Annotated in this window: 18 protein-coding genes; 8 read left to right on the top strand and 10 right to left on the bottom strand. The window is 42.3% G+C overall.

All coding sequences use genetic code 11. From position 1 onward, the window contains the following. Window positions 1–23: 23 nt before the first annotated feature. Window positions 24–1,907 carry an ABC-F family ATP-binding cassette domain-containing protein gene (locus NSQ76_RS04150; protein WP_034623096.1) on the bottom strand — a complete coding sequence of 628 codons (1,884 nt, stop codon included), beginning with the start codon at window positions 1,905–1,907 and terminating at the stop codon, window positions 24–26. A 132-nt stretch (window positions 1,908–2,039) separates the two neighbouring features. Here NSQ76_RS04150 and NSQ76_RS04145 point away from each other — a divergent pair, with 132 nt between their 5' ends. Next, window positions 2,040–3,113 carry a tetratricopeptide repeat-containing glycosyltransferase family 2 protein gene (locus NSQ76_RS04145; protein WP_341052606.1) on the top strand — a complete coding sequence of 358 codons (1,074 nt, stop codon included), beginning with the start codon at window positions 2,040–2,042 and terminating at the stop codon, window positions 3,111–3,113. A gap of 180 nt (window positions 3,114–3,293) precedes the next feature. Further along, on the top strand, window positions 3,294–4,685 hold the full coding sequence (locus tag NSQ76_RS04140) for an amino acid permease (RefSeq protein ID WP_133744849.1): 1,392 nt from the start codon (window positions 3,294–3,296) through the stop codon (window positions 4,683–4,685). Window positions 4,686–4,722: 37 nt separating this feature from the next. Here NSQ76_RS04140 and NSQ76_RS04135 read toward each other — a convergent pair whose 3' ends face one another. Beyond that, window positions 4,723–4,956: a hypothetical protein gene (locus NSQ76_RS04135; protein WP_034623095.1), complete on the bottom strand. Its 234-nt coding sequence runs from the start codon at window positions 4,954–4,956 to the stop codon at window positions 4,723–4,725. A gap of 6 nt (window positions 4,957–4,962) precedes the next feature. Further along, the gene (locus NSQ76_RS04130) at window positions 4,963–5,220 is read right to left on the bottom strand and encodes a hypothetical protein (RefSeq protein WP_034623093.1); all 258 of its coding nucleotides are present in this window, start codon (window positions 5,218–5,220) and stop codon (window positions 4,963–4,965) included. 65 nt (window positions 5,221–5,285) lie between these two features. Here NSQ76_RS04130 and NSQ76_RS04125 point away from each other — a divergent pair, with 65 nt between their 5' ends. Further along, entirely contained in the window at window positions 5,286–5,765 is a 480-nt protein-coding gene (locus NSQ76_RS04125) for an Hsp20/alpha crystallin family protein (RefSeq protein ID WP_024424582.1), read from the top strand. On the opposite strand, the gene NSQ76_RS04120 is transcribed toward NSQ76_RS04125, so the two are convergent. After that, on the bottom strand, window positions 5,746–5,973 hold the full coding sequence (locus NSQ76_RS04120) for a hypothetical protein (RefSeq protein ID WP_341052598.1): 228 nt from the start codon (window positions 5,971–5,973) through the stop codon (window positions 5,746–5,748). The two genes, NSQ76_RS04125 and NSQ76_RS04120, sit on opposite strands and share 20 nt — an antisense overlap. 83 nt (window positions 5,974–6,056) lie before the next feature. On the opposite strand from NSQ76_RS04120, the gene NSQ76_RS04115 reads away from it, so the two are divergent. Continuing rightward, a complete protein-coding gene (locus tag NSQ76_RS04115) occupies window positions 6,057–6,413 on the top strand; it encodes a hypothetical protein (protein WP_034623091.1) in 357 nt (118 codons plus the stop codon). Between the two features lie 5 nt (window positions 6,414–6,418). Here NSQ76_RS04115 and NSQ76_RS04110 read toward each other — a convergent pair whose 3' ends face one another. Further along, window positions 6,419–7,834, bottom strand: coding sequence for an SLC13 family permease (locus tag NSQ76_RS04110; protein ID WP_034623089.1), 1,416 nt, complete (start codon window positions 7,832–7,834; stop codon window positions 6,419–6,421). A gap of 256 nt (window positions 7,835–8,090) precedes the next feature. Between NSQ76_RS04110 and pbp4 the strand changes: the two genes are divergently transcribed. Next, window positions 8,091–10,130 carry a penicillin-binding protein PBP4(5) gene (gene pbp4, locus NSQ76_RS04105; protein WP_341052592.1) on the top strand — a complete coding sequence of 680 codons (2,040 nt, stop codon included), beginning with the start codon at window positions 8,091–8,093 and terminating at the stop codon, window positions 10,128–10,130. Between the two features lie 147 nt (window positions 10,131–10,277). Next, the gene (locus tag NSQ76_RS04100; RefSeq protein ID WP_034623086.1) at window positions 10,278–11,516 is read left to right on the top strand and encodes an MFS transporter; all 1,239 of its coding nucleotides are present in this window, start codon (window positions 10,278–10,280) and stop codon (window positions 11,514–11,516) included. 234 nt (window positions 11,517–11,750) lie between these two features. Here NSQ76_RS04100 and NSQ76_RS04095 read toward each other — a convergent pair whose 3' ends face one another. Genes NSQ76_RS04095 through rfbF form a run of 5 tightly spaced genes read right to left on the bottom strand, consistent with a single transcriptional unit; the run spans window position 11,751 to window position 16,532 of the window. Further along, window positions 11,751–12,680 carry a putative nucleotide-diphospho-sugar transferase gene (locus tag NSQ76_RS04095; protein ID WP_034623085.1) on the bottom strand — a complete coding sequence of 310 codons (930 nt, stop codon included), beginning with the start codon at window positions 12,678–12,680 and terminating at the stop codon, window positions 11,751–11,753. Beyond that, complete coding sequence (locus NSQ76_RS04090; protein WP_025092662.1) at window positions 12,681–13,871, bottom strand: glycosyltransferase family 2 protein; 1,191 nt, start codon at window positions 13,869–13,871, stop codon at window positions 12,681–12,683. After that, window positions 13,868–14,779: a putative nucleotide-diphospho-sugar transferase gene (locus tag NSQ76_RS04085; RefSeq protein ID WP_024426658.1), complete on the bottom strand. Its 912-nt coding sequence runs from the start codon at window positions 14,777–14,779 to the stop codon at window positions 13,868–13,870. The genes NSQ76_RS04090 and NSQ76_RS04085 overlap by 4 nt, the downstream gene beginning before the upstream one ends. Before the next feature lie 12 nt (window positions 14,780–14,791). Continuing rightward, window positions 14,792–15,763, bottom strand: coding sequence for a GDP-mannose 4,6-dehydratase (locus NSQ76_RS04080; RefSeq protein ID WP_025092661.1), 972 nt, complete (start codon window positions 15,761–15,763; stop codon window positions 14,792–14,794). A gap of 4 nt (window positions 15,764–15,767) precedes the next feature. After that, on the bottom strand, window positions 15,768–16,532 hold the full coding sequence (rfbF, locus tag NSQ76_RS04075; RefSeq protein WP_024424573.1) for a glucose-1-phosphate cytidylyltransferase: 765 nt from the start codon (window positions 16,530–16,532) through the stop codon (window positions 15,768–15,770). A 356-nt stretch (window positions 16,533–16,888) separates the two neighbouring features. Here rfbF and NSQ76_RS04070 point away from each other — a divergent pair, with 356 nt between their 5' ends. Then, on the top strand, window positions 16,889–17,038 hold the full coding sequence (locus tag NSQ76_RS04070) for a DUF1540 domain-containing protein (RefSeq protein WP_073204211.1): 150 nt from the start codon (window positions 16,889–16,891) through the stop codon (window positions 17,036–17,038). Window positions 17,039–17,238: 200 nt separating this feature from the next. Continuing rightward, window positions 17,239–18,318, top strand: coding sequence for a DUF3900 domain-containing protein (locus NSQ76_RS04065; protein ID WP_024426661.1), 1,080 nt, complete (start codon window positions 17,239–17,241; stop codon window positions 18,316–18,318). Window positions 18,319–18,379 lie beyond the last annotated feature (61 nt).

Below are 18,379 nucleotides of genomic sequence, written 5' to 3'. Positions count from 1 at the left end.
ACAGGTTTTTTATTTCCACTTCTTTATTCATTTAATTCCTCAATCATAAGCGACAGTTCTGTCCAGCGGTCCATTGCTTGTTCTAGTTCTTCCGCAACGGCTTTTTGTTCGTCCATCAGCTCTTGAATTTTCCCAAAATCACTGCCTGCTTCCGCAATGCCGGCTTCGAGCTGCTGATGTTTTTCTTCTAATGCTTGTATCCGGTCTTCAATCCCGTCCCATTCAAGCTGGTCTTTATAAGAAAGTTTTTTTCTCTTTTTCGGCGCAGCTTCTACTTGTTTTTCAGCAGGCTTTGTCTCTGTCCGCTTCTGCTCTTTTTCCTGTTCCATATAATCGCTGTAAGCACCTTGGAAGTGTGAAATGCGGCCATTTCCTTCAAAGACAAGCAGGCGGTGAACCACTCGGTCTAAGAAATAACGATCATGAGACACGGTGATGACGACGCCAGGGAACTGTTCTAAATAATCCTCTAAAATACTGAGAGTTTCTGTATCAAGGTCGTTCGTCGGCTCATCTAAAAAGAGAACATTCGGCTCTTCCATTAAGACCTTCAATAAATACAATCTGCGGCGTTCTCCCCCTGACAGCTTACGGATAAACGTCCGCTGCATCGATCTTGGGAAAAGGAACCGCTCCAGCATCTGCTCTGCTGTGACAATGGCGCCATCAGACGTCTTGACGATCTCAGCTGTTTCCTTGATATACTCAATGATGGTCAGCTCATCATTCATTTCCTTGTGATCCTGCGTGTAGTAACCAATACGAACAGTTTGTCCAATGGTCAATTCTCCTGAGGTCGGTTCGATTTTACCCGCTAAACAGTTCAGCAGAGTGGTTTTGCCGACTCCATTCGGTCCGATGAATCCGATACGATCACCCGGCACAACTAAATCTGTAAACCGCTCCACAAGGGTCTGGCCAGCAAATGAAATTGATAAGTCTTCTGCCTCTATCACTTGTTTTCCTAGGCGGTGCGAGCCGATGGCAAAATCAAGCTCTCCCTTCGCATCAGGTCCTTTTTGATCCTTCAGCTCTTCGACTCTGCCGATTCGTGCTTTCTGCTTTGTCGTTCTTGCTTTTGCTCCTCGTCTCAGCCATGCAAGCTCTCGTCTAAGCAAGTTTTGACGCTTCGTTTCTTTTACCTGAGCCTCTGCTTCCCGCTCCGCTCTTTTTTCTAAAAAGACTTCATAATTTCCTTTATACGTATAAAGCTGTCCTTGATTTAACTCATAAATCCGATTGGCTACCCGGTTTAAGAAATAACGATCGTGCGTCACGAGAATGACAGCACCGCTATATTGGCTTAAATATCCTTCAAGCCATTCAATGGTGGCATTATCAAGGTGGTTGGTTGGCTCATCTAAAATCAGCAAACCTGCAGGCTGAATTAAATTTTTAGCAATGGCGACACGTTTCTTCTGTCCGCCTGATAATGCATGTACAGAGCGGCTCACATCTTTCACGCCAAGCTTTGTCAAAATCGTTTTGGCTGAAAGGTTCGCATCCCAAGCGTCTTCCTGATCCATTCGGTTTTGCATGCGCATCAGCGCCTCTTGTTTTGCCTCATTTTGCGGGTCATGCTCTAAATCGGCGAGTGCCTGTTCATACGCCTTCATCGTTTGAATCATTGGTGCCGTTCCAGAAAAAATGTAGTCAAGAATCGTTTCTTTTCCGCTCATTTCAGGATCTTGCTCAAGAAATTCGATATCAAGTGTCCCTGCTTTCGTGATGTCACCTTCCTCAAACGATTCAAGCCCCGCGATGACTTTTAGAAGCGTTGACTTCCCTGTACCATTTGGTCCAATCAATCCGATGCGCTCCTTCGGTTCTATATGAAACGAAATATGATCAAACAGCGTTTTCTCGCCATAGGTTTTATATAATCCTTCAACATTCAATAAACTCATTTTATCAGCCCTTACATAGATTCTTCCTTTATTTTAAATCAGCCAGTAGCAGAAAACTAGTTTTAAAAAACCCGCTGCTGAAAAGAATGTTTCCTTTTGATGCTCGATACACTATGAAGAGGTGATCTAAAGATGATAACCATTAGCTTATGTATGATTGTGAAAAATGAAGAGGAAGTGCTGGCAGACTGTCTTTCTTCTGTTCAAGACATTGTCGATGAGATGATTATCGTTGATACGGGATCAACAGATCAAACGAAGGAGATCGCTCATTCTTTTTCAGCAAAGGTACTGGATTTTGAATGGGTGCAGCATTTTGCAAAAGCACGTAACTTTGCTTTCTCACATGCAGCGAAAGAGTATATTTTATGGCTCGATGCTGACGATGTTCTGCTTGAAGAAGACCGCCAAAAACTGCTTCAGCTTAAGAAAACACTTGATCCTTCGGTGGATGCTGTCTCAATGTTTTATCATGTGGGATTCGATGAAGACGGTCAGGTCAATTTCAAATATAGAAGAAATCGCCTTGTGAAGCGTTCGTTGAACTTTCAGTGGTACGGGGCCGTTCATGAGTTTCTTCAAGTGTATGGAAACATCCTTCCAGCAGATATCGCCGTCACACATCAAAAACGCAAGAAAATAACTCCTGGTGAGCCTGGGCGCAACTTGCGAATTTATGAAGACATGCTGGCAAAAGGAGAGGATATGACGCCCCGTGATCTCTTTTATTTTGCCAATGAATTAAGGGATAACGGGCAGCATGTCAGAGCTATTCGTTTTTATCATGAATTTTTAAACACAAAACAGTGCTGGATTGAGGATGAAATTCGCACATGCCAATATTTAGCCGACTGCTATTATGCGGCAGGTTTCGAGGAAGCGGCCTTATCCTCATTATTACGATCCTTCTTATATGATCAGCCCCGGCCAGAGTTTTGCTGCCGGATCGGGGATCATCTAAAAATACAAAATAAACATCAGGCGGCCATCTTTTGGTATGAGCAGGCGCTGAAGGCTCCTGAAAACGAAACAGCCTTCACACTTACACAATATAAAACGTGGTATCCTCACCTTCAGCTTTGCTACTGTTATTATCAGCTCGGCGACCTGGAAAAAGCCAAAATACATCACCATGCCTCCTCCGCCCATCATCCAACTCATCCAAGTGTCCTGTACAATGAAAAAATATTTGCTGAACAGACATAGATCGTCTGTCACCACATCCGCCTTCGATTTCACGGCGGATGTCTCTTTTTATATACTTATTCGGTTTTGATGTTTAACACTTTAGTGATTTAAAGCGTTTTTCAACCAATTGACTAAATTGTCATTTGCGCATATACTAACATTCGTCTTACGAAAAGATTTATCCATTAGGAGGTCAACATGAGTTCTTTATTTCGAAAAAAATCTCTCGACCAGCTCATGCTTGAAAGTCAAACAAAGCGGCTCAGCCGTTCGTTGAATACGTTTGATTTAATCTTGCTTGGCATTGGCTGTGTGGTCGGGACTGGAATCTTTGTCATTACGGGGGTTGCTGCGGCAAATGATGCGGGACCTGCGATTATTATATCTTTTATTTTGGCTGCGATCGCATGCGCCCTTGCTGCTTTTTGCTACGCTGAATTCTCCTCATCCATTCCTGTGTCAGGAAGCGTTTATACGTATTCCTACGCAACACTTGGGGAATTTCTTGCCTTCTTAATGGGCTGGGATCTCATGCTGGAATATGTTATTGCGCTCTCTGCTGTAGCAAGTGGATGGTCGTCCTATTTTCAATCACTGCTCAGCGGATTTGGCCTGCACATACCGAAGGCTTTATCAGCTGCACCTGGAGCCGCTGACGGGGCCGTCTTTAACCTTCCAGGCGCACTCATTATTTTGCTCATCACCTTTATCGTCTCAAGAGGCGTCAAAGAAAGCACAAAGCTGAATAACATTATTGTGCTGATCAAAATTGCCATCGTCCTGCTCTTTATCATTTCAGGCTTTGCTTATGTCAAACCTGAAAACTGGACACCGTTTATGCCAATGGGCTTCCATGGCGTGATTGCTGGAGCGGCAACTGTCTTTTTTGCTTACCTTGGATTTGATGCAATCGCTAATGCTTCTGAAGAAGTCAAAAACCCGCAAAAAGCGATGCCAATTGGAATCATCGGTGCGCTCGGTGTTTGTACGATTTTATACATCGGGGTTTCATTCGTCTTAACAGGCATGGTTCACTATACGAAGCTGAATGTCAGTGATCCTGTCGCTTTTGCTCTTCAAGTGGTTGGCCTGAATAGTGTCGCTGGCATTATATCCGCAGGTGCTATTATCGGGATTACGACAGTGTTAATTGCACTTGTCTACGCTCAGGTTCGTTTAACCTTTGCCATGAGCCGAGATGGACTTATGCCGAAAATCTTTTCAAACGTTCATCCAAAATCTAAGACACCGGTTGCCAACACTTGGCTGACAGGCGCTGTTGCGGCCTGTATCGTTGGATTCGTCAACTTATCAACACTTGCTAATTTAGTCAGCATCGGTACACTTGCGGCCTTTACGGTGATCTCTATCGCTGTGATCGTACTCCGGAAAAAACATCCGAATATGAATACAGCGTTTAAAGTACCCTTTGTCCCTGTCCTTCCTATAATTAGTGCGGTCATTTGTATGATCTTGGCTTTCACACTGAAATGGGAAACATGGAGAGCCTTCCTCATCTGGATCGTCATCGGTGTTGTTGTCTATTTCACCTATGCAAGACGAAAAAGCCATCTTAATGAAACACATTAGAAAAGAGACACGGGGTTCCCGGTCTCTTTTTTTTTGCTTAAATCACGCTGTTTTTGACTGAATTTGAGTCCACCATATCTGGATCTAACACGCTTGAAATCGGAATGACAAGCGGTGAACAATCTCCATTGTCCTCACCAAAACCTTGGTTCAATTTCATTGAGAGAAAATAATCAATCTGCTGATAAGGTCCTAGCGTCAGTGATGCACCCCGATCCATTGTATTGATTTTAAAAGCACCGACATTGACGACTGAGGGTGAAAATAACATCACACGTCACTTCCTTTGAATGGGTTTAGCTGCTGGCGAAAAAGAGGCAGGTGAGTCCACTTGATCTCGATCATCTACATGGCTTTGTGTACCGACAAAACCGCTGGCATCTCCAAAATTCTGTCCGTAACCCTGATTTTTTTTATCTGAGTTTTGCCACTCTGCTAACAAATTTTGTCCGACATTCACCGCCGACGCATTTTCAAAGGAATTAATTTTTAACATGAAAATATTAATATTGATATACGGAGTTGGTTGAACCACAGATAAACCTCCTTTTTATAGGTATATGCAAGCACCCATCAAGTATGTTAACGGGAGGTCTTCACATGGACTTCGAAAAAATGAAGCAGTGGATGGATATTGCCCAGCAAATGCATGGAGATGATTTTTGGAAAATGATCTTCGATGATGAGCAAAGATCCCCCTTTATGGCAAACGGTCCATCTCCATTTACATTCACACAGCAGGATCAGCGGGGATCAGATGCGTCGTTTCCTCCAATCGACATGGTGGAAACCCATGCAGAAATTCAATACTTAATTTATTTGCCTGGCTACCGAAAGGAAGATGTTCAGGTGTTATCATATGGTGAATATTTGGTTGTGAAAGGACAGCGTTTTTCCTTTTTTAACGAGCAGGACTTTCGCCAAAAACAAGGGAAGTATGGTCCGTTTGAAAAGAAAATCCGCCTTCCAGAAATGATTCTCGGTCAAATGAATGCTGCCTTTAAAGACGGTGTACTTTACATCCGCCTGCAAAAAGATGAAGGAAAAGCGACGGCTATCATCATAGATGACGAATATTGATACTCACTGCGTCTATTTGATCACGATCATCAATTGTTTCAATTGGCAGGATCGTGATCACGCCATCAGCATTCTGTTCCCCAAAGCCATTGTTTCGTTTGATCGTACTGCAATGATTGCGAACAAACGTCGAGCCAAACATCATAGATGATCCTGTGCCAATCGAATTCGTTTTCATATGAGCAATGTGAATCTGAGCAGGCAGCATATGCGTCTCCCCTTTCTTGTCATCTCTATAAGTATATATCAGATAGCTTTTCCATAGACTAGAGTAAGGCGGAAGAAAAGGTTGTGGTCTACTTGAAACATTTCATTCAATCACTCTTTAAAAAAACTGAATCCAATCCATCCCCATCTGTCATTGAGCTAGAAAAAAGACTCGCCGCTCTTGAGCAAAAAATGTCTGCACCAGCTGCTCCTGTCTCAGAGGATACACACATCCATATTGAATCCCTGCACGTGGACAAAATTGATTATCATTTAGAATTTGGGGAGCTTTCTATTGACCAGCTTCAAGGCAGGCTCAATATTGGGGCAACCTATTACACACCAAAGGACACATGCTTCAAAAAATCCACACAAACACCGAAGCCAAAAGAAACAAAAACACCGGTTGTCTCGATTCGATCAAAGCCTTCCTCTTCTTAATTCGCTCAGCTTTTCAGCACGACCGGCAGCCAGAAATAGACCGCAAGAACAATCACCACAATACTGATGATATTTAACCAAAAACCCGCCCTGACCATATCAGATATTTTCAGCACGTCCGCACTAAAGACAGCGGCGTTTGGCGGTGTGGAAATCGGCAGCATAAACGCACAGGAGGAAGCCAAAGCAGCCGCGGCCATTAACCCATATGGCTCGATTCCAATCGCCAGACCAAGCCCTACCGTTATCGGTATAATCATATTGGCAACAGCCGTATTTGACATAATTTCAGTCATAAGCAGAATCGCTCCCGTTAAAATAATCAACAGCATGATATACGAAAGCCCGTTTAAATGCCGTAAATTTTCTCCGATCCATCCTGTTAGATTGGTTTCTGCAAAGCCCGTAGCGAGCGAAAGCCCTCCTCCAAACAAAAGCAAAAGTCCCCACGGCAGTTCTTTCATATCCTGCCATTCTAATATTCTCTCTCCATTTGTTGCTGGGATGAGAAATAACAGCATGGCACCGAAAATGGCGATAGACGTATCAGATACGGTCATCCCTCCAAACAAAAAGAGCTTAAAAATCCATAAGAACGCCGTCATGAGAAAAACAACAAATACCCATTTTTCCTCTCTTTTCATTTTTCCTAAATCCTCTAATCCCTTTTGAATGAACGCTGCACTCATTTCACCTTTGTGTTCTACCTTGAACTGTACCCTCGTCAAATACAAAAATAAGAGAATAAGCAAAATCATCGCAACTGGAAAACCAAACAAAAACCATTCGAAAAACATAATCTCTCGATCTAGCAGTTTTTTTGACATCGCAGCAAACACCGCATTTGGCACAGATCCGACAAGTGTCGCCAAACCTCCAATTGACGCAGAATACGCTACTGACAATAAGATGCTTTTACTGAATCGATCAAGAGATGGACCAGATAAGATTTCATTTGTCTTGACCTCTTTAATCACTGCAAGTGCCACTGGCAGCATCATTAGTGCTGTCGCTGCATTTGAAATCCACATAGATAAAAATGCAGTCGCGATCATGACACCTAAGACAATGCGGTCACTTCTTGTACCAATCACCCTTAAAATGTGTAAGGCCATTCTTCTATGTAATTTCCATTTTTCAATGGCAATTGCGATCATAAATCCTCCCATGTACATAAAGACGATCGGATCTCCATAAGACCTTGATGCCTGTTCCATAGAAAGCCCGCCAAGGGTCGGCAGCAAGATGATGGGCAATAAAGATGTAGCAGGAATGGGCAGTGCTTCAGTCACCCACCATGTGGCCGTCCAAGCTGTAATGCCCAAGACTACCCTCGCAGCATAGGTCAATTCATCTTCAGGTATGAGAAAAAGAACGAGCAAAAAGAGTGTCGGTCCAAGAACAAGTCCAATCAAATTCACCTTTTTATAAACGATAACAATTCCCCCTACTGAAAGCGCTTGTCATATTTTTTCTAACATTCGAGGATCTTTTAAGAAATCCTTTAAATCATAAGAAAAAATGAAGACATCTTTCATCATAAATAGCTGTTATTTTACTCCCTTTACCCAAACCATGACATGATCCCTTGGTCTATTTTCATAGGAGAAACTATACAAATCACGACCAATCACTGTAAAATATAGAGGATCTAATCAAAAAATTGAGGTGTTTTCATTGTATACGGGTCAAAAAAAATCATTTTGGAAACAGAAAAAAGTCATCATCCCTCTCCTTAGCATCATCGTCGTTGCTGCTGCTTTCTTTTTCTTAAAAGATACTCTTTTCTCAAAAGAAAAAGAGGCTTTAAAAGCCGCTCAAAGCTTTACGAAACATATGGAGAAGAAAGACTTTACGAAGCTGGCAGATGAGGTGACAAGTGCATCTTTGAAAGCTAATGACTTTTCAAAAAAACAACTAGCCGAAAAATACGACAATATTTTCAACGGCATTGGTGCTTATGATCTGAACATTTCAAAGCTCAACGTTGAAAAACAGGACAAAGGAGATGGGTATCAATTCTCCTATGATGTAACGATGAAAACGTCTCTTGGCAAGCTGCATAAGCTGTCTTACAAGGGCATTCTCACCGAAGAAGATGACAAGTGGAAAGTGGACTGGAAACCAAATCTCATCTTCCCGCAAATGGAAAAAGGAGATACCATCAAGGTCAAATCTGACCCTGCTGTCCGCGGAAACATTGTCGACCGAAAAGGACGTACGCTCGCAGAAACAACTGGTGGAAACGCACTTGGCGTCATCCCAGGTAAGCTCGGAACAGGAGAAGAAAAAGAACGCAATATCAAAAAGATCAGCAAAGCTTTTGATATAGAGGAAGAACTCATCAACAATCAGCTGAAACAAGCATGGGTCACAGACGACACGTTTGTCCCGCTCAAATCGATGTTAAAACAAAAGCCAATTCCAAAGGACATAAATGGCGTTACCTATCAAACGAAGGAAATGCGCTACTATCCATATAACAAAGCCGCCGCCCATCTCACCGGATATGTCGGAAAAGCAAATGCGGATGATATCAAAAGAAATCCAGCATTAAAGGCGGATCAAATCATCGGCAAAACCGGCCTTGAATTCACATTTGACAAAAACTTACGCGGACAAGATGGCGGAAGCATTCTCATCGTCCATGATGAAACAGGCATTGAAGAAACATTGCAAAAATCAGCTCGAAAAGATGGAAAAACAGTGAAGCTGACGATTGATGCTTCTTTGCAGAAAAAAGCCTATGATCAGCTGAAAGGTGAAAAAGGGGCCGTTACAATCATGAATCCATCAACAGGTGATCTATTAGCACTTGTCAGCACCCCTTCCTACGATGTCAATCTCATGACAAACGGGATTACACCTAAGCAATATCAGGCATACAGTGAAAATCCAGACCTTCCATTCCAAGCTCGATATGCGAGCCGGTATGCACCAGGCTCCACATTCAAAACCATTACAGCCGCCATTGGGCTGGAAACAGGTGTCACAAAGCCCGACAAAGTGCGTACCATTCATGGACTGAAATGGCAAAAGGATCAATCTTGGGGAAATTATCGCATCACACGTGTTCACGATAAAGAAAAAGTCAATATGGTCGATGCCCTTGTGTACTCAGACAATATTTATTTTGGACAGGAAGCACTCGAAATCGGCAAAGACACCTACGAGAAAAAAGTGAAAGCATTTGGATTTGGCGAAGACTTACACATGCCATTTACAATGAAGCCTGCACAAGTATCAAACGATGGTATTCAATCGGATATCTTACTGGCTGACTCGGCGTATGGCCAAGGCGAATTACTCATGTCACCGATTGAACAAGTACATGCCTATTCTCCATTTGCCACAGGAGGCAAGCTTGTCTACCCTCGAGTGATTCAAGATGAAAAAACAGCATCACCAAAACAAATCATCAAAGAAGGCTCGGCAAACACAGTGAAAGACGCATTGACTAAGGTCGTGACCAGTCCAAACGGAACAGCCCACTCCTTACAAATCGAAGGAGCGGATATTGCCGCTAAAACGGGAACGGCAGAATTAAAAAGCAAACAAGGTGCAACAGACGGCACTGAAAATGGATTTTTACTTGCGTTTAATCCTAAAAAAGAAGATTACGTCCTCGTCGGCATGATCGAAGGGGTGAAAAACCGCGGCGGCAGTGGACTCGTCGTTCAAAAAATGAAGCCTGTCATTGCTTCTTTTTACAAATAACTCTTTAGAGACACAAGCTCAATCAAATGCTTGTGTCTCTTTTTTTCTAAATCATGACAATTTGCTATTGTTTTATAGTTCACCTTATGAATAAAATGAGAAGAATGCAAAAAACAGAAAACAGATAAATGAAGGGAGGAAGTCTCATTGGCCATTGCTGCTCGTACAAAGAATAAACCTCAACATTCTGTTACCGGCTCAACGGTTTATCCCATCTTATTGATTATTGGTATTTGTCATATGCTGAACGACACATTACAAGCCGTTATTCCTGCGATGTTCCCTATATTGGAACGCTCAATGGGGCTGACCTTTACACAATTAGGGCTGATTGCTTTTACATTAAATATGGTCTCCTCCGTGATGCAGCCAGCTATTGGGTGGTACACAGATAAACGACCGATGCCTTATGCACTTCCGATTGCTTTATTTTCAAGTGCTGTCGGTATATTCGGACTCGCGTTTGCTCCGTCGTTTGCCACCATCCTGCTTTGCGTTGTCTTTATCGGACTCGGCTCTGCGATCTTCCATCCAGAGGGCTCCCGTGTTGCCAACATGGCAGCTGGTCCAAGACGAGGTCTTGCCCAGTCCATCTATCAAGTAGGCGGGAATACAGGTCAAGCCTTTGCTCCGCTTATCGCTGCATTAATGCTCGTCCCGCTCGGTCAGACAGGCGTGGCTTGGTTTACGATTGTTGGAATGTTGGCGGTTGGTTTCCTTCTTTATATTTCAAGATGGTACGCAGGAAGGCTTCAAACCATTCGGGCCGAAGCGAAAAAAGCTCCTGCAAAAGCAGTCAGATCTGATATTCATCGTAAATCAGCACTCATTGCACTTGGCATTATCGTCTTTCTCATCTTCGCCCGCTCTTGGTATGGAAATGCCATTTCGAATTTCTATGCATTTTATGCGATTGAACAATACGGTTTGACGATTAAAGAATCACAGACTTATATCTTCTTATTTCTTATTCTAGGTGCAATTGGGACATTTTTAGGCGGGCCGCTTGCAGACCGCTTTGGCAAGAAAAACGTGATTTTAGTTTCCTTATTGGCATCCTTCCCGCTTGCCCTGCTGCTGCCATTTGCCGGACCGGTTTTTGCTTATGTTTTACTCGGGCTGATTGGGCTCATTTTGACATCAAGCTTCTCTGTCACCGTGGTTTATGCCCAAGAACTATTTCCCGGGAAAATTGGCACAATGTCTGGTTTAACTGTTGGGCTTGCGTTTGGTATGGGTGCAATCGGATCGGTTGCCCTCGGCTCATTCATTGATGCCTTCGGCTTAACGCCTACCATGATCGGTGTTGCCTTTTTACCGATATTAGGCATCCTAGCCTTCTTACTTCCCAGCGACCAAACCATCTCCAAATGGAATGAATCATAAAAAGAAAACCGCTCAATAATGAGCGGTTTTTTCCGATTGTTGACAAAGGGATAAAATGATGTGTATTTTAGCCCTTTGTCTTCTTTTCAGCGTGATAGAAAACCTTTGCAGTCTAGGAAGGACAGCTACTTTTGCGGAGCGAATATGTTATTCGTGAGCACCAGCGCACAGGAGTGACACCGAATGCGAGGGTTTGTCTACACGCTGAAACCGCTCAATAAATGAGCGGTTTTTTCATCTCTCATAAAAATGCGTGTCAGGAACATGCTTCCTTGCAATAAATCCTTGCTTAAATTCTGGAAATACCTTTTGCACCTGTTTAATCTTTTGATGAACCAAGTCGGCATACGGAATATACAAATGATCCACAAGCTTCTGTTCTTTCATATAGTAATACCAATTAAGGTTAAAGGTATTCTCGTCAATGATCGTAAAGGCAGAAAAATGATAGAACAAGAGTGGACATTCGTCGAGATACATATCTCCTTTTACAACTGAAAGCTTGTAGTTTTCAATGTTCCAAATCGCCGCATTGGCTCCTTTAGATGCAACGATATGAACCCCTTTAAAATCATCAATCCATCTTTCCACATACCGCTGATCTCCGTACGTCTTTTTTTCTGTATCCATTTCTACTGTACAATGGGCAAGACAGTTTTCTTTCCATTGCGTGACTGCCTGTTTGGCCACATCTGTGTTACGGCAGCCTACAAACCCAGTATTAAAGCGGCCAGACAACTCATAAAAATGATAGAACCGCTTGGAATTCATATGATCCGTCAAAAATAAATGAGCGCTTGGATTCTCTGCAAAAATCGCCTCTGGATCATGATAAAAATACAAATCCGTATCCAGATGGGCAAGATAATCTGCATCTGAGGAATCAAGAATGTTGAGCAGAAAAGCAGGCTTTAATGTCCAGCAATACTCATGAAACGTTCGATCTTCTTTTGCCTTTCGCAGCGTATCATCTTCAATGTCCTCAAGCTGTTCATATTGAACATGCGGATGAGGGAACTCCTTTAATACCTTATAAGCCAAAGGGTCTGCACATAAAACGGACAGCTTGAAGGCATGCGCGTTTTGTTCAAGCGAATGAATCAGCGCCAAAAGCTTAAAAACATGGGTATTCGACACAATGGTTGTAAAGTGATAAGACGCCATTTACAACACATCCACTTGGAACAAATCAACGCGCAACAGCTCTTTCGTCAGCCCTTGAATGGCTTCTACAAGCACCATGCAGCCATACTCCTCACGTGCAAGCTGCGACGCTTCTGCCAGCTTTTTCAAAGGAACATGCTTGGCTGTCAACATATCTTTTTTATCCCGCTTGATGCCTACATTCCGTTCTGTGATCAAATGAAGCAGCTCTAAAAAATAGGATAACAGGTCATCAAATGCTGGATTCTCACGCAGCTGCCGAACTTCTTTCACAATATCATTTGTCACAGTGTGAGAAAACGGACCAGAGAAAGCCAAGTGGACATCAATGGAATCAATATTGTTATACTTCTCACACATATACAAAATGTTGTATTTGATGTCATCAAATGATGTTAAATTACTTGGATGCTCTTGATGCACACTCATGATATCCTCTCGCAATTCAAAGGAGAGACCAAGTTGATTCAATCGAATCCCTAAATCATAATCCTCAAATCCGTACCGAACGATATTTTCATCAAACATCCCTAGTGCCATGACATGCTTACGTTTAACAGAGGAGTTATTTGTAATAAAAAATCGCCATGGCAGCTCATAAGAACCTAAATCATAGTGGTACGTTTCCAAAATGTCTTTCAGAATATCAATAAACTCAGACTGCAAATCGAAGCTTTTCTCTAAAAATGCACCATTTTCGACTTCTTCCAATGATAAAAGAGGTGTTTTGTCCTCCATTTTCCGTTTATACAGTCCTTGCTTTTTCAACCGCTTCATATGATCCTTATCAAACGCTTTGTAAAAATAGCGATAAATCCGCTTCCAGCACACACCGCAAATGACAAGATCCTCCCTGTCAGCATGAGCCTCTGCATGCTTTTGAATAAATCTCGGTTCTGCCAGCATATCACTGTCATGAAAAATGAGCAGATCTCCCTCCGCCTCGCGAATGGCATGATTACGCCCCTTTGCAATCCCTTGATTGACAGGAATACGCACCTTTTTAAATGGGAAGTTCACCTCAATATTCTCGAGCATTTCCATCGTGCCATCCGTTGAGCCATTATCGGCAACAATGACCTCAAATGGAATATCTGTTTCCTGAAGCGTTAATGAAAAAAGGCTTCCTTCTAAACGCTCTTTGGCATTATAGCTTGGAATAATGACGCTTACCTTTGGCTTTTCGTTCATGCGTCATCCTCCTCCCGTTTGGCATAGCCGTTAAACAGCGGATCGACCTGCTCCACAGATTCAATCACATGGCGAAGCACTTGCCGATAGGCTTCTTGGAAAAACGGCAGGTCATTTCGTCCTTTTTCATGAATTTGCTGCATCTCATCCTTGCTCACAATCCGAAAGCCGCTGTAATGATAGCAAATGAGCGGGTGCCCATCCTCCAGAAGAATACGTCCATTCTCCTCCCGATAAGAATGCTGCCCATAGTTCCAATGACCAATATTCACGCCTTTTGTCTCAATATCTTCTACTTTGTCAAACAGCCTCGGCATATGATCTAGATATCCTTGATCGCCAAACTTGCCTTCTCCCGGTGCATTTTTACATTCTTTTAAGCATTCTTCTTTCCACCAGCTGAGGCATTTTCGTCCGGCTTCATCTCCTTTAAAATGCAGAAAGCCTGAGTTATAGCGTCCTAAAAGCTTCTGAAGCATCTTCACTTCCTCTGCATCAAAGCTTGGAATGACAATATCCCCTCTCGAAATTAAAACAGAAGCATTCGGCTGATGTTGAAAAATAACCTGAGGGCTCTCATAAAAGAACAAATCCGCATCAAGATAGGTCACGCTCTCTGCCTGCTCCTGTTCAAATAACCACTCAATCCAGATAGGCTTTAAGGTCCAGCAATATTCCGATGCATCCCGTTCCTCTTTTTTCTCCAGCAGCTCTGGTGTTTCGAGCTCCCGTACATGAACAAGATCCACATGCGGAAAATTCATTTGATGAAGCAAATCAAATGCAGCATCATCCATGCATAACGTCTTGATGACAGCATCATCTTCTACTTGCTTCAACGATAAGAAAAACGCAATGGCTTGATAAAGTCTTCCACTTGAAAGAACCGTACAATATATGCTGTTCATCTTTTTACACCTCTATTTTTGAAAGAATTCGCGGTACCATTCAATCGTCTTCTCTAAGCCTTCATCAATGGAGTAATCAGGCTTCCAATCAAGCAGCTTTCTCGCTTTCTCTGCTGACAAATATTGATGCTTAATTTCATGTGTTCCTTGGTTGAGAATACGAGGCTTCAGTTCACTTCCCATTGCCTTTAAAATCTTATCCACAAGCTCAAGCACTGTCAGCTGAATTTCGTTACTAAAGTTAAAGGCTTCTCCCGCCAGCCCTTTTTCCTCCATCTTCTCAGCTAGCAGTAAATAAGCCTTCACTGCATCTTCAATGTAGAAATAATCACGAATAAATGTCCCGTCACTTCTAATTTCCGGCGCCTTTCCTTCTAACACAAGCTGAATCGTTTGCGGAATGATTCTGTTGAAATTCAAATCTCCGCCTCCATATAAATTACCGCAGCGTGTAATACAAACCGGAAGACCATATGTGTTGTAGTACGTATGAGAAATGAGATCTGCACAGCTCTTCGAAACATCATACGGATGTTTCCCGTTTAACGGCATGTCTTCATCGTATGGCAGCTGCTCTTGATCACCGTAGGCTTTGTCACTTGATGCCACGATCACTCGTTTGATCAGCGGCTGTCTTCTGCAAGCCTCCAGCACATTCCATGTCCCTAAGATATTCGCTTCAAATGTAGAAACAGGATGTCTATTTGCGACTCCAACAATGGCTTGGGCAGCCAAGTGGAAGACAGTGTCAATTTCATATTCTCCTAACGCACGTTCAATCGTCTGCATATCCTCTAATGCGCCTTGCACCACATTCATTTTTTCAAATTGACTGCCTTGATATAAATTCGATCGAGGCACCTGATCACGCACAAGTCCAGTCACGTTTGCCCCTTGATCAATCAATTCCTTAACGAGATAGCTCCCTAACAGCCCTGTACATCCAGTTACAAATACGTTCTTTCCATTCCAAAATCCGCTCATGCTGTCACCAAACCTTCCATGGTTGTTTTCCATCTGTCCACATGTCGTTGATTTCCTTCAGGTTTTTATACGTATCAATTGCTGTCCAAAATCCGTGATGCTCATAAACGGCAAGCTCTCCATCATCCGCCAGGTTTTGAAGAGGCTCCGCTTCAAACACGCATTGATCATCATCTGTCAAATAATCAAATACCTTTGGAGACAACACAAAAAATCCTCCATTGATCATCCCGATACTGTCTGTCTTCTCAGAGAAGGATTGTGCCATCCCGTTATACACCTTCAGTGTCCCGTACTGGGACTTCTTTTCAATGCCTGTGACAGTCGCAGCTGCTCCAAGATCCTGATGACGTTTCAGCAAATGAAACATATTGATATTGGCCAGTCCATCACCATACGTCATCATAAAGGTCTCATCACCAATGTAATCCTGTGCCTGCTTTAAACGTCCGCCTGTCATCGTATCTTCACCTGTATCTAAAAAGGTGATTTTCCAGTTCTCCTTTTTCCCTAAAAGCTTCATTTCTCCTGTCGCCATATCGAGCTGCATGCTGTGATGCTGCCAGTCGTAGTTCAGAAAGTACTCTTTGATCTTCTCTCCTTTATATCCAAGCAATAGGATAAATTCGTCTACACCGTAATACTGATAGATTTTCATAATATGCCATAGAATAGGCCGATCTCCGATCATAGCAAGTGGTTTAGGAAGCGCTTGTGTGACCTCACTCATTCTCGTTCCCTTTCCTCCGCAGAGAATGACTGCTTTCATCTTCTCCCCTCATCTCTCTATGAAGATTTTTTGATTAAAAACCCTATCTTTATGCGGAAAATCAGTACATGTACCCCCATACTTTGTCCGACATCAGGTTTTGAATCTACTCTATTCATATGTCGAAATGAGAGAGTGTGCCACCTAGCATTTAACTATTTTTACAAATAAAAAAAGAGCGAGATTCATATTCTCGCTCTTCCAAAGTTTAAATTGTATATTTTCAGGGTAGATGGTATGATAAACATGTGCATAACCAGCACAAACAGCCTCTTTCTACAAAGAGACTACTAGATTGAATGAATTCAAGTGGCAGCTTGTTTCATTCTCAATATGAATCACGGAGGTGAATTCCCTTGGCACAAAACGTTCTTTGTGAAGTGAACTCTTGCCGTTTTTGGGCTGAAAACAGCTGTACCGCTTCTACCATTAAAATCGGTAAAAACACGATGACTGAAGTGACTCGCAATGCTGAAACTGATTGCGAAACATTTGAAACAAAATAATCTATTTTTCTCTGAGATGAAGGAACTGGCAGGTTCCTTCTTTTCTTTTACCATTCTATCAAGAATGATAATTATTATCAAGTGTTTTTCAATAAACATTTCTCGGGAAATAATGACACGATATTTCTCCATTCGTTGACGATTTTCACTCCTTTTTCTATACTCAACATATCCGAAGAAGAAAAAGTGGTGACCAATCAATGGATTTTACGATACGTTTTCTATCATTCTTTGTCGTGGAAATCGAAGGCAAAGATGAACAAGCAAATAAACGATTTAAACATTATCAAACACTAGATCAAGAGGAATTTGAACAAAGTGAGCTGAAGGACTTTTTAGACGGTGAGCTGAAAAAAATCGTCAAACGAAAAGTGGACCGACACCCTAAATCTGAACAAGTACCGACCAAAATTGGCCGATTTATTGTAGAGCCTGGTCATGAGCTTGATTCAAATCCAAACTACAACCTATTTCATCAAACGAGATTTGCAGATACAAAAGAATTGTTTAATGAATGCAGTGAACAGTTTGTTCGCACATATTTAGATACAAGTGCTGTCAGAGGCGGCGTTTTTTTAGTTGCTTCTGCTGTTCCTAAAAAGTATTTCGATGATTCCTTTGTCTTTATTATGAAATGCGATTTCGAACAAAAAGTGGCTTCTATCGCTGATACATCTACCTTGATTAGAAAAGTCGAAATGGCTATTACGACAAAAAACATGAAATCGATTCAATACCCGTTTATGCCAGAAGAGGGAATGACTGAAGAAGCTGAAGTGAAAATTCACCAATCTTCACACGCTCGTTATTTTGAAGACTTTTTGAAGTTCGTCGAATACGGTGAATCCATGCCTGAAATCATGAAATCACAGGTTATGAATATGGTACAGGAACAGGTTTTTGAAACATTACAGGATGAAAGTGAAGAATTAAAGCAGTTTGAAGAGGATCTTGAAATATGGGAAGCGAGTGAAAAGCGAGAAATTAGAGAAACACTCGATACAGAGCAGGTCACACAAGCGGCCTCCCATATTGTTGAACAAACCCCTGATATCACAATGAAAATGCGTCTAGGCGAAACGGAAATCAAAGGTCTTCTAGCAGACTTTGGCCACTCAATCCATATTGCAAAGCTCAACAATCGATATGTCGTACTCGTTGAAGCAGATCAAATCGTCTTCGAAAAAGGAAGTACACCTGTTGAGTTTCATAAACCAAATGGGTTAAAAGAGGTGGTCAGCCAGCTGACGCAAAAAGCCTATGATTCAGATCTAGAATAAAAAGACACGACTGCCTCTTGCATTCAGCGCATGAGGCAGTTTCTTTGTATAACGCTTGATT

The organism is Bacillus sp. FSL M8-0256 (assembly GCF_038005765.1).
Lineage (GTDB): Bacteria > Bacillota > Bacilli > Bacillales > Bacillaceae > Bacillus > Bacillus safensis.
This window is presented reverse-complemented; position numbering and strand designations above follow the sequence as displayed.

Coding starts and splice junctions, on each gene's coding strand:
- NSQ76_RS04125 (WP_024424582.1), top strand. CDS start 5,286: ATGGACTTCGAAAAAATGAAGCAGTGGATGGATATTGCCCAGCAAATG.
- NSQ76_RS04095 (WP_034623085.1), bottom strand. CDS start 12,680: ATGGCGTCTTATCACTTTACAACCATTGTGTCGAATACCCATGTTTTT.
- NSQ76_RS04065 (WP_024426661.1), top strand. CDS start 17,239: ATGGATTTTACGATACGTTTTCTATCATTCTTTGTCGTGGAAATCGAA.
- rfbF (WP_024424573.1), bottom strand. CDS start 16,532: ATGAAAGCAGTCATTCTCTGCGGAGGAAAGGGAACGAGAATGAGTGAG.
- NSQ76_RS04085 (WP_024426658.1), bottom strand. CDS start 14,779: ATGAACAGCATATATTGTACGGTTCTTTCAAGTGGAAGACTTTATCAA.
- NSQ76_RS04090 (WP_025092662.1), bottom strand. CDS start 13,871: ATGAACGAAAAGCCAAAGGTAAGCGTCATTATTCCAAGCTATAATGCC.
- NSQ76_RS04135 (WP_034623095.1), bottom strand. CDS start 4,956: ATGTTATTTTCACCCTCAGTCGTCAATGTCGGTGCTTTTAAAATCAAT.
- NSQ76_RS04120 (WP_341052598.1), bottom strand. CDS start 5,973: ATGCTGCCTGCTCAGATTCACATTGCTCATATGAAAACGAATTCGATT.
- NSQ76_RS04150 (WP_034623096.1), bottom strand. CDS start 1,907: ATGAGTTTATTGAATGTTGAAGGATTATATAAAACCTATGGCGAGAAA.
- NSQ76_RS04145 (WP_341052606.1), top strand. CDS start 2,040: ATGATAACCATTAGCTTATGTATGATTGTGAAAAATGAAGAGGAAGTG.
- NSQ76_RS04080 (WP_025092661.1), bottom strand. CDS start 15,763: ATGAGCGGATTTTGGAATGGAAAGAACGTATTTGTAACTGGATGTACA.
- NSQ76_RS04140 (WP_133744849.1), top strand. CDS start 3,294: ATGAGTTCTTTATTTCGAAAAAAATCTCTCGACCAGCTCATGCTTGAA.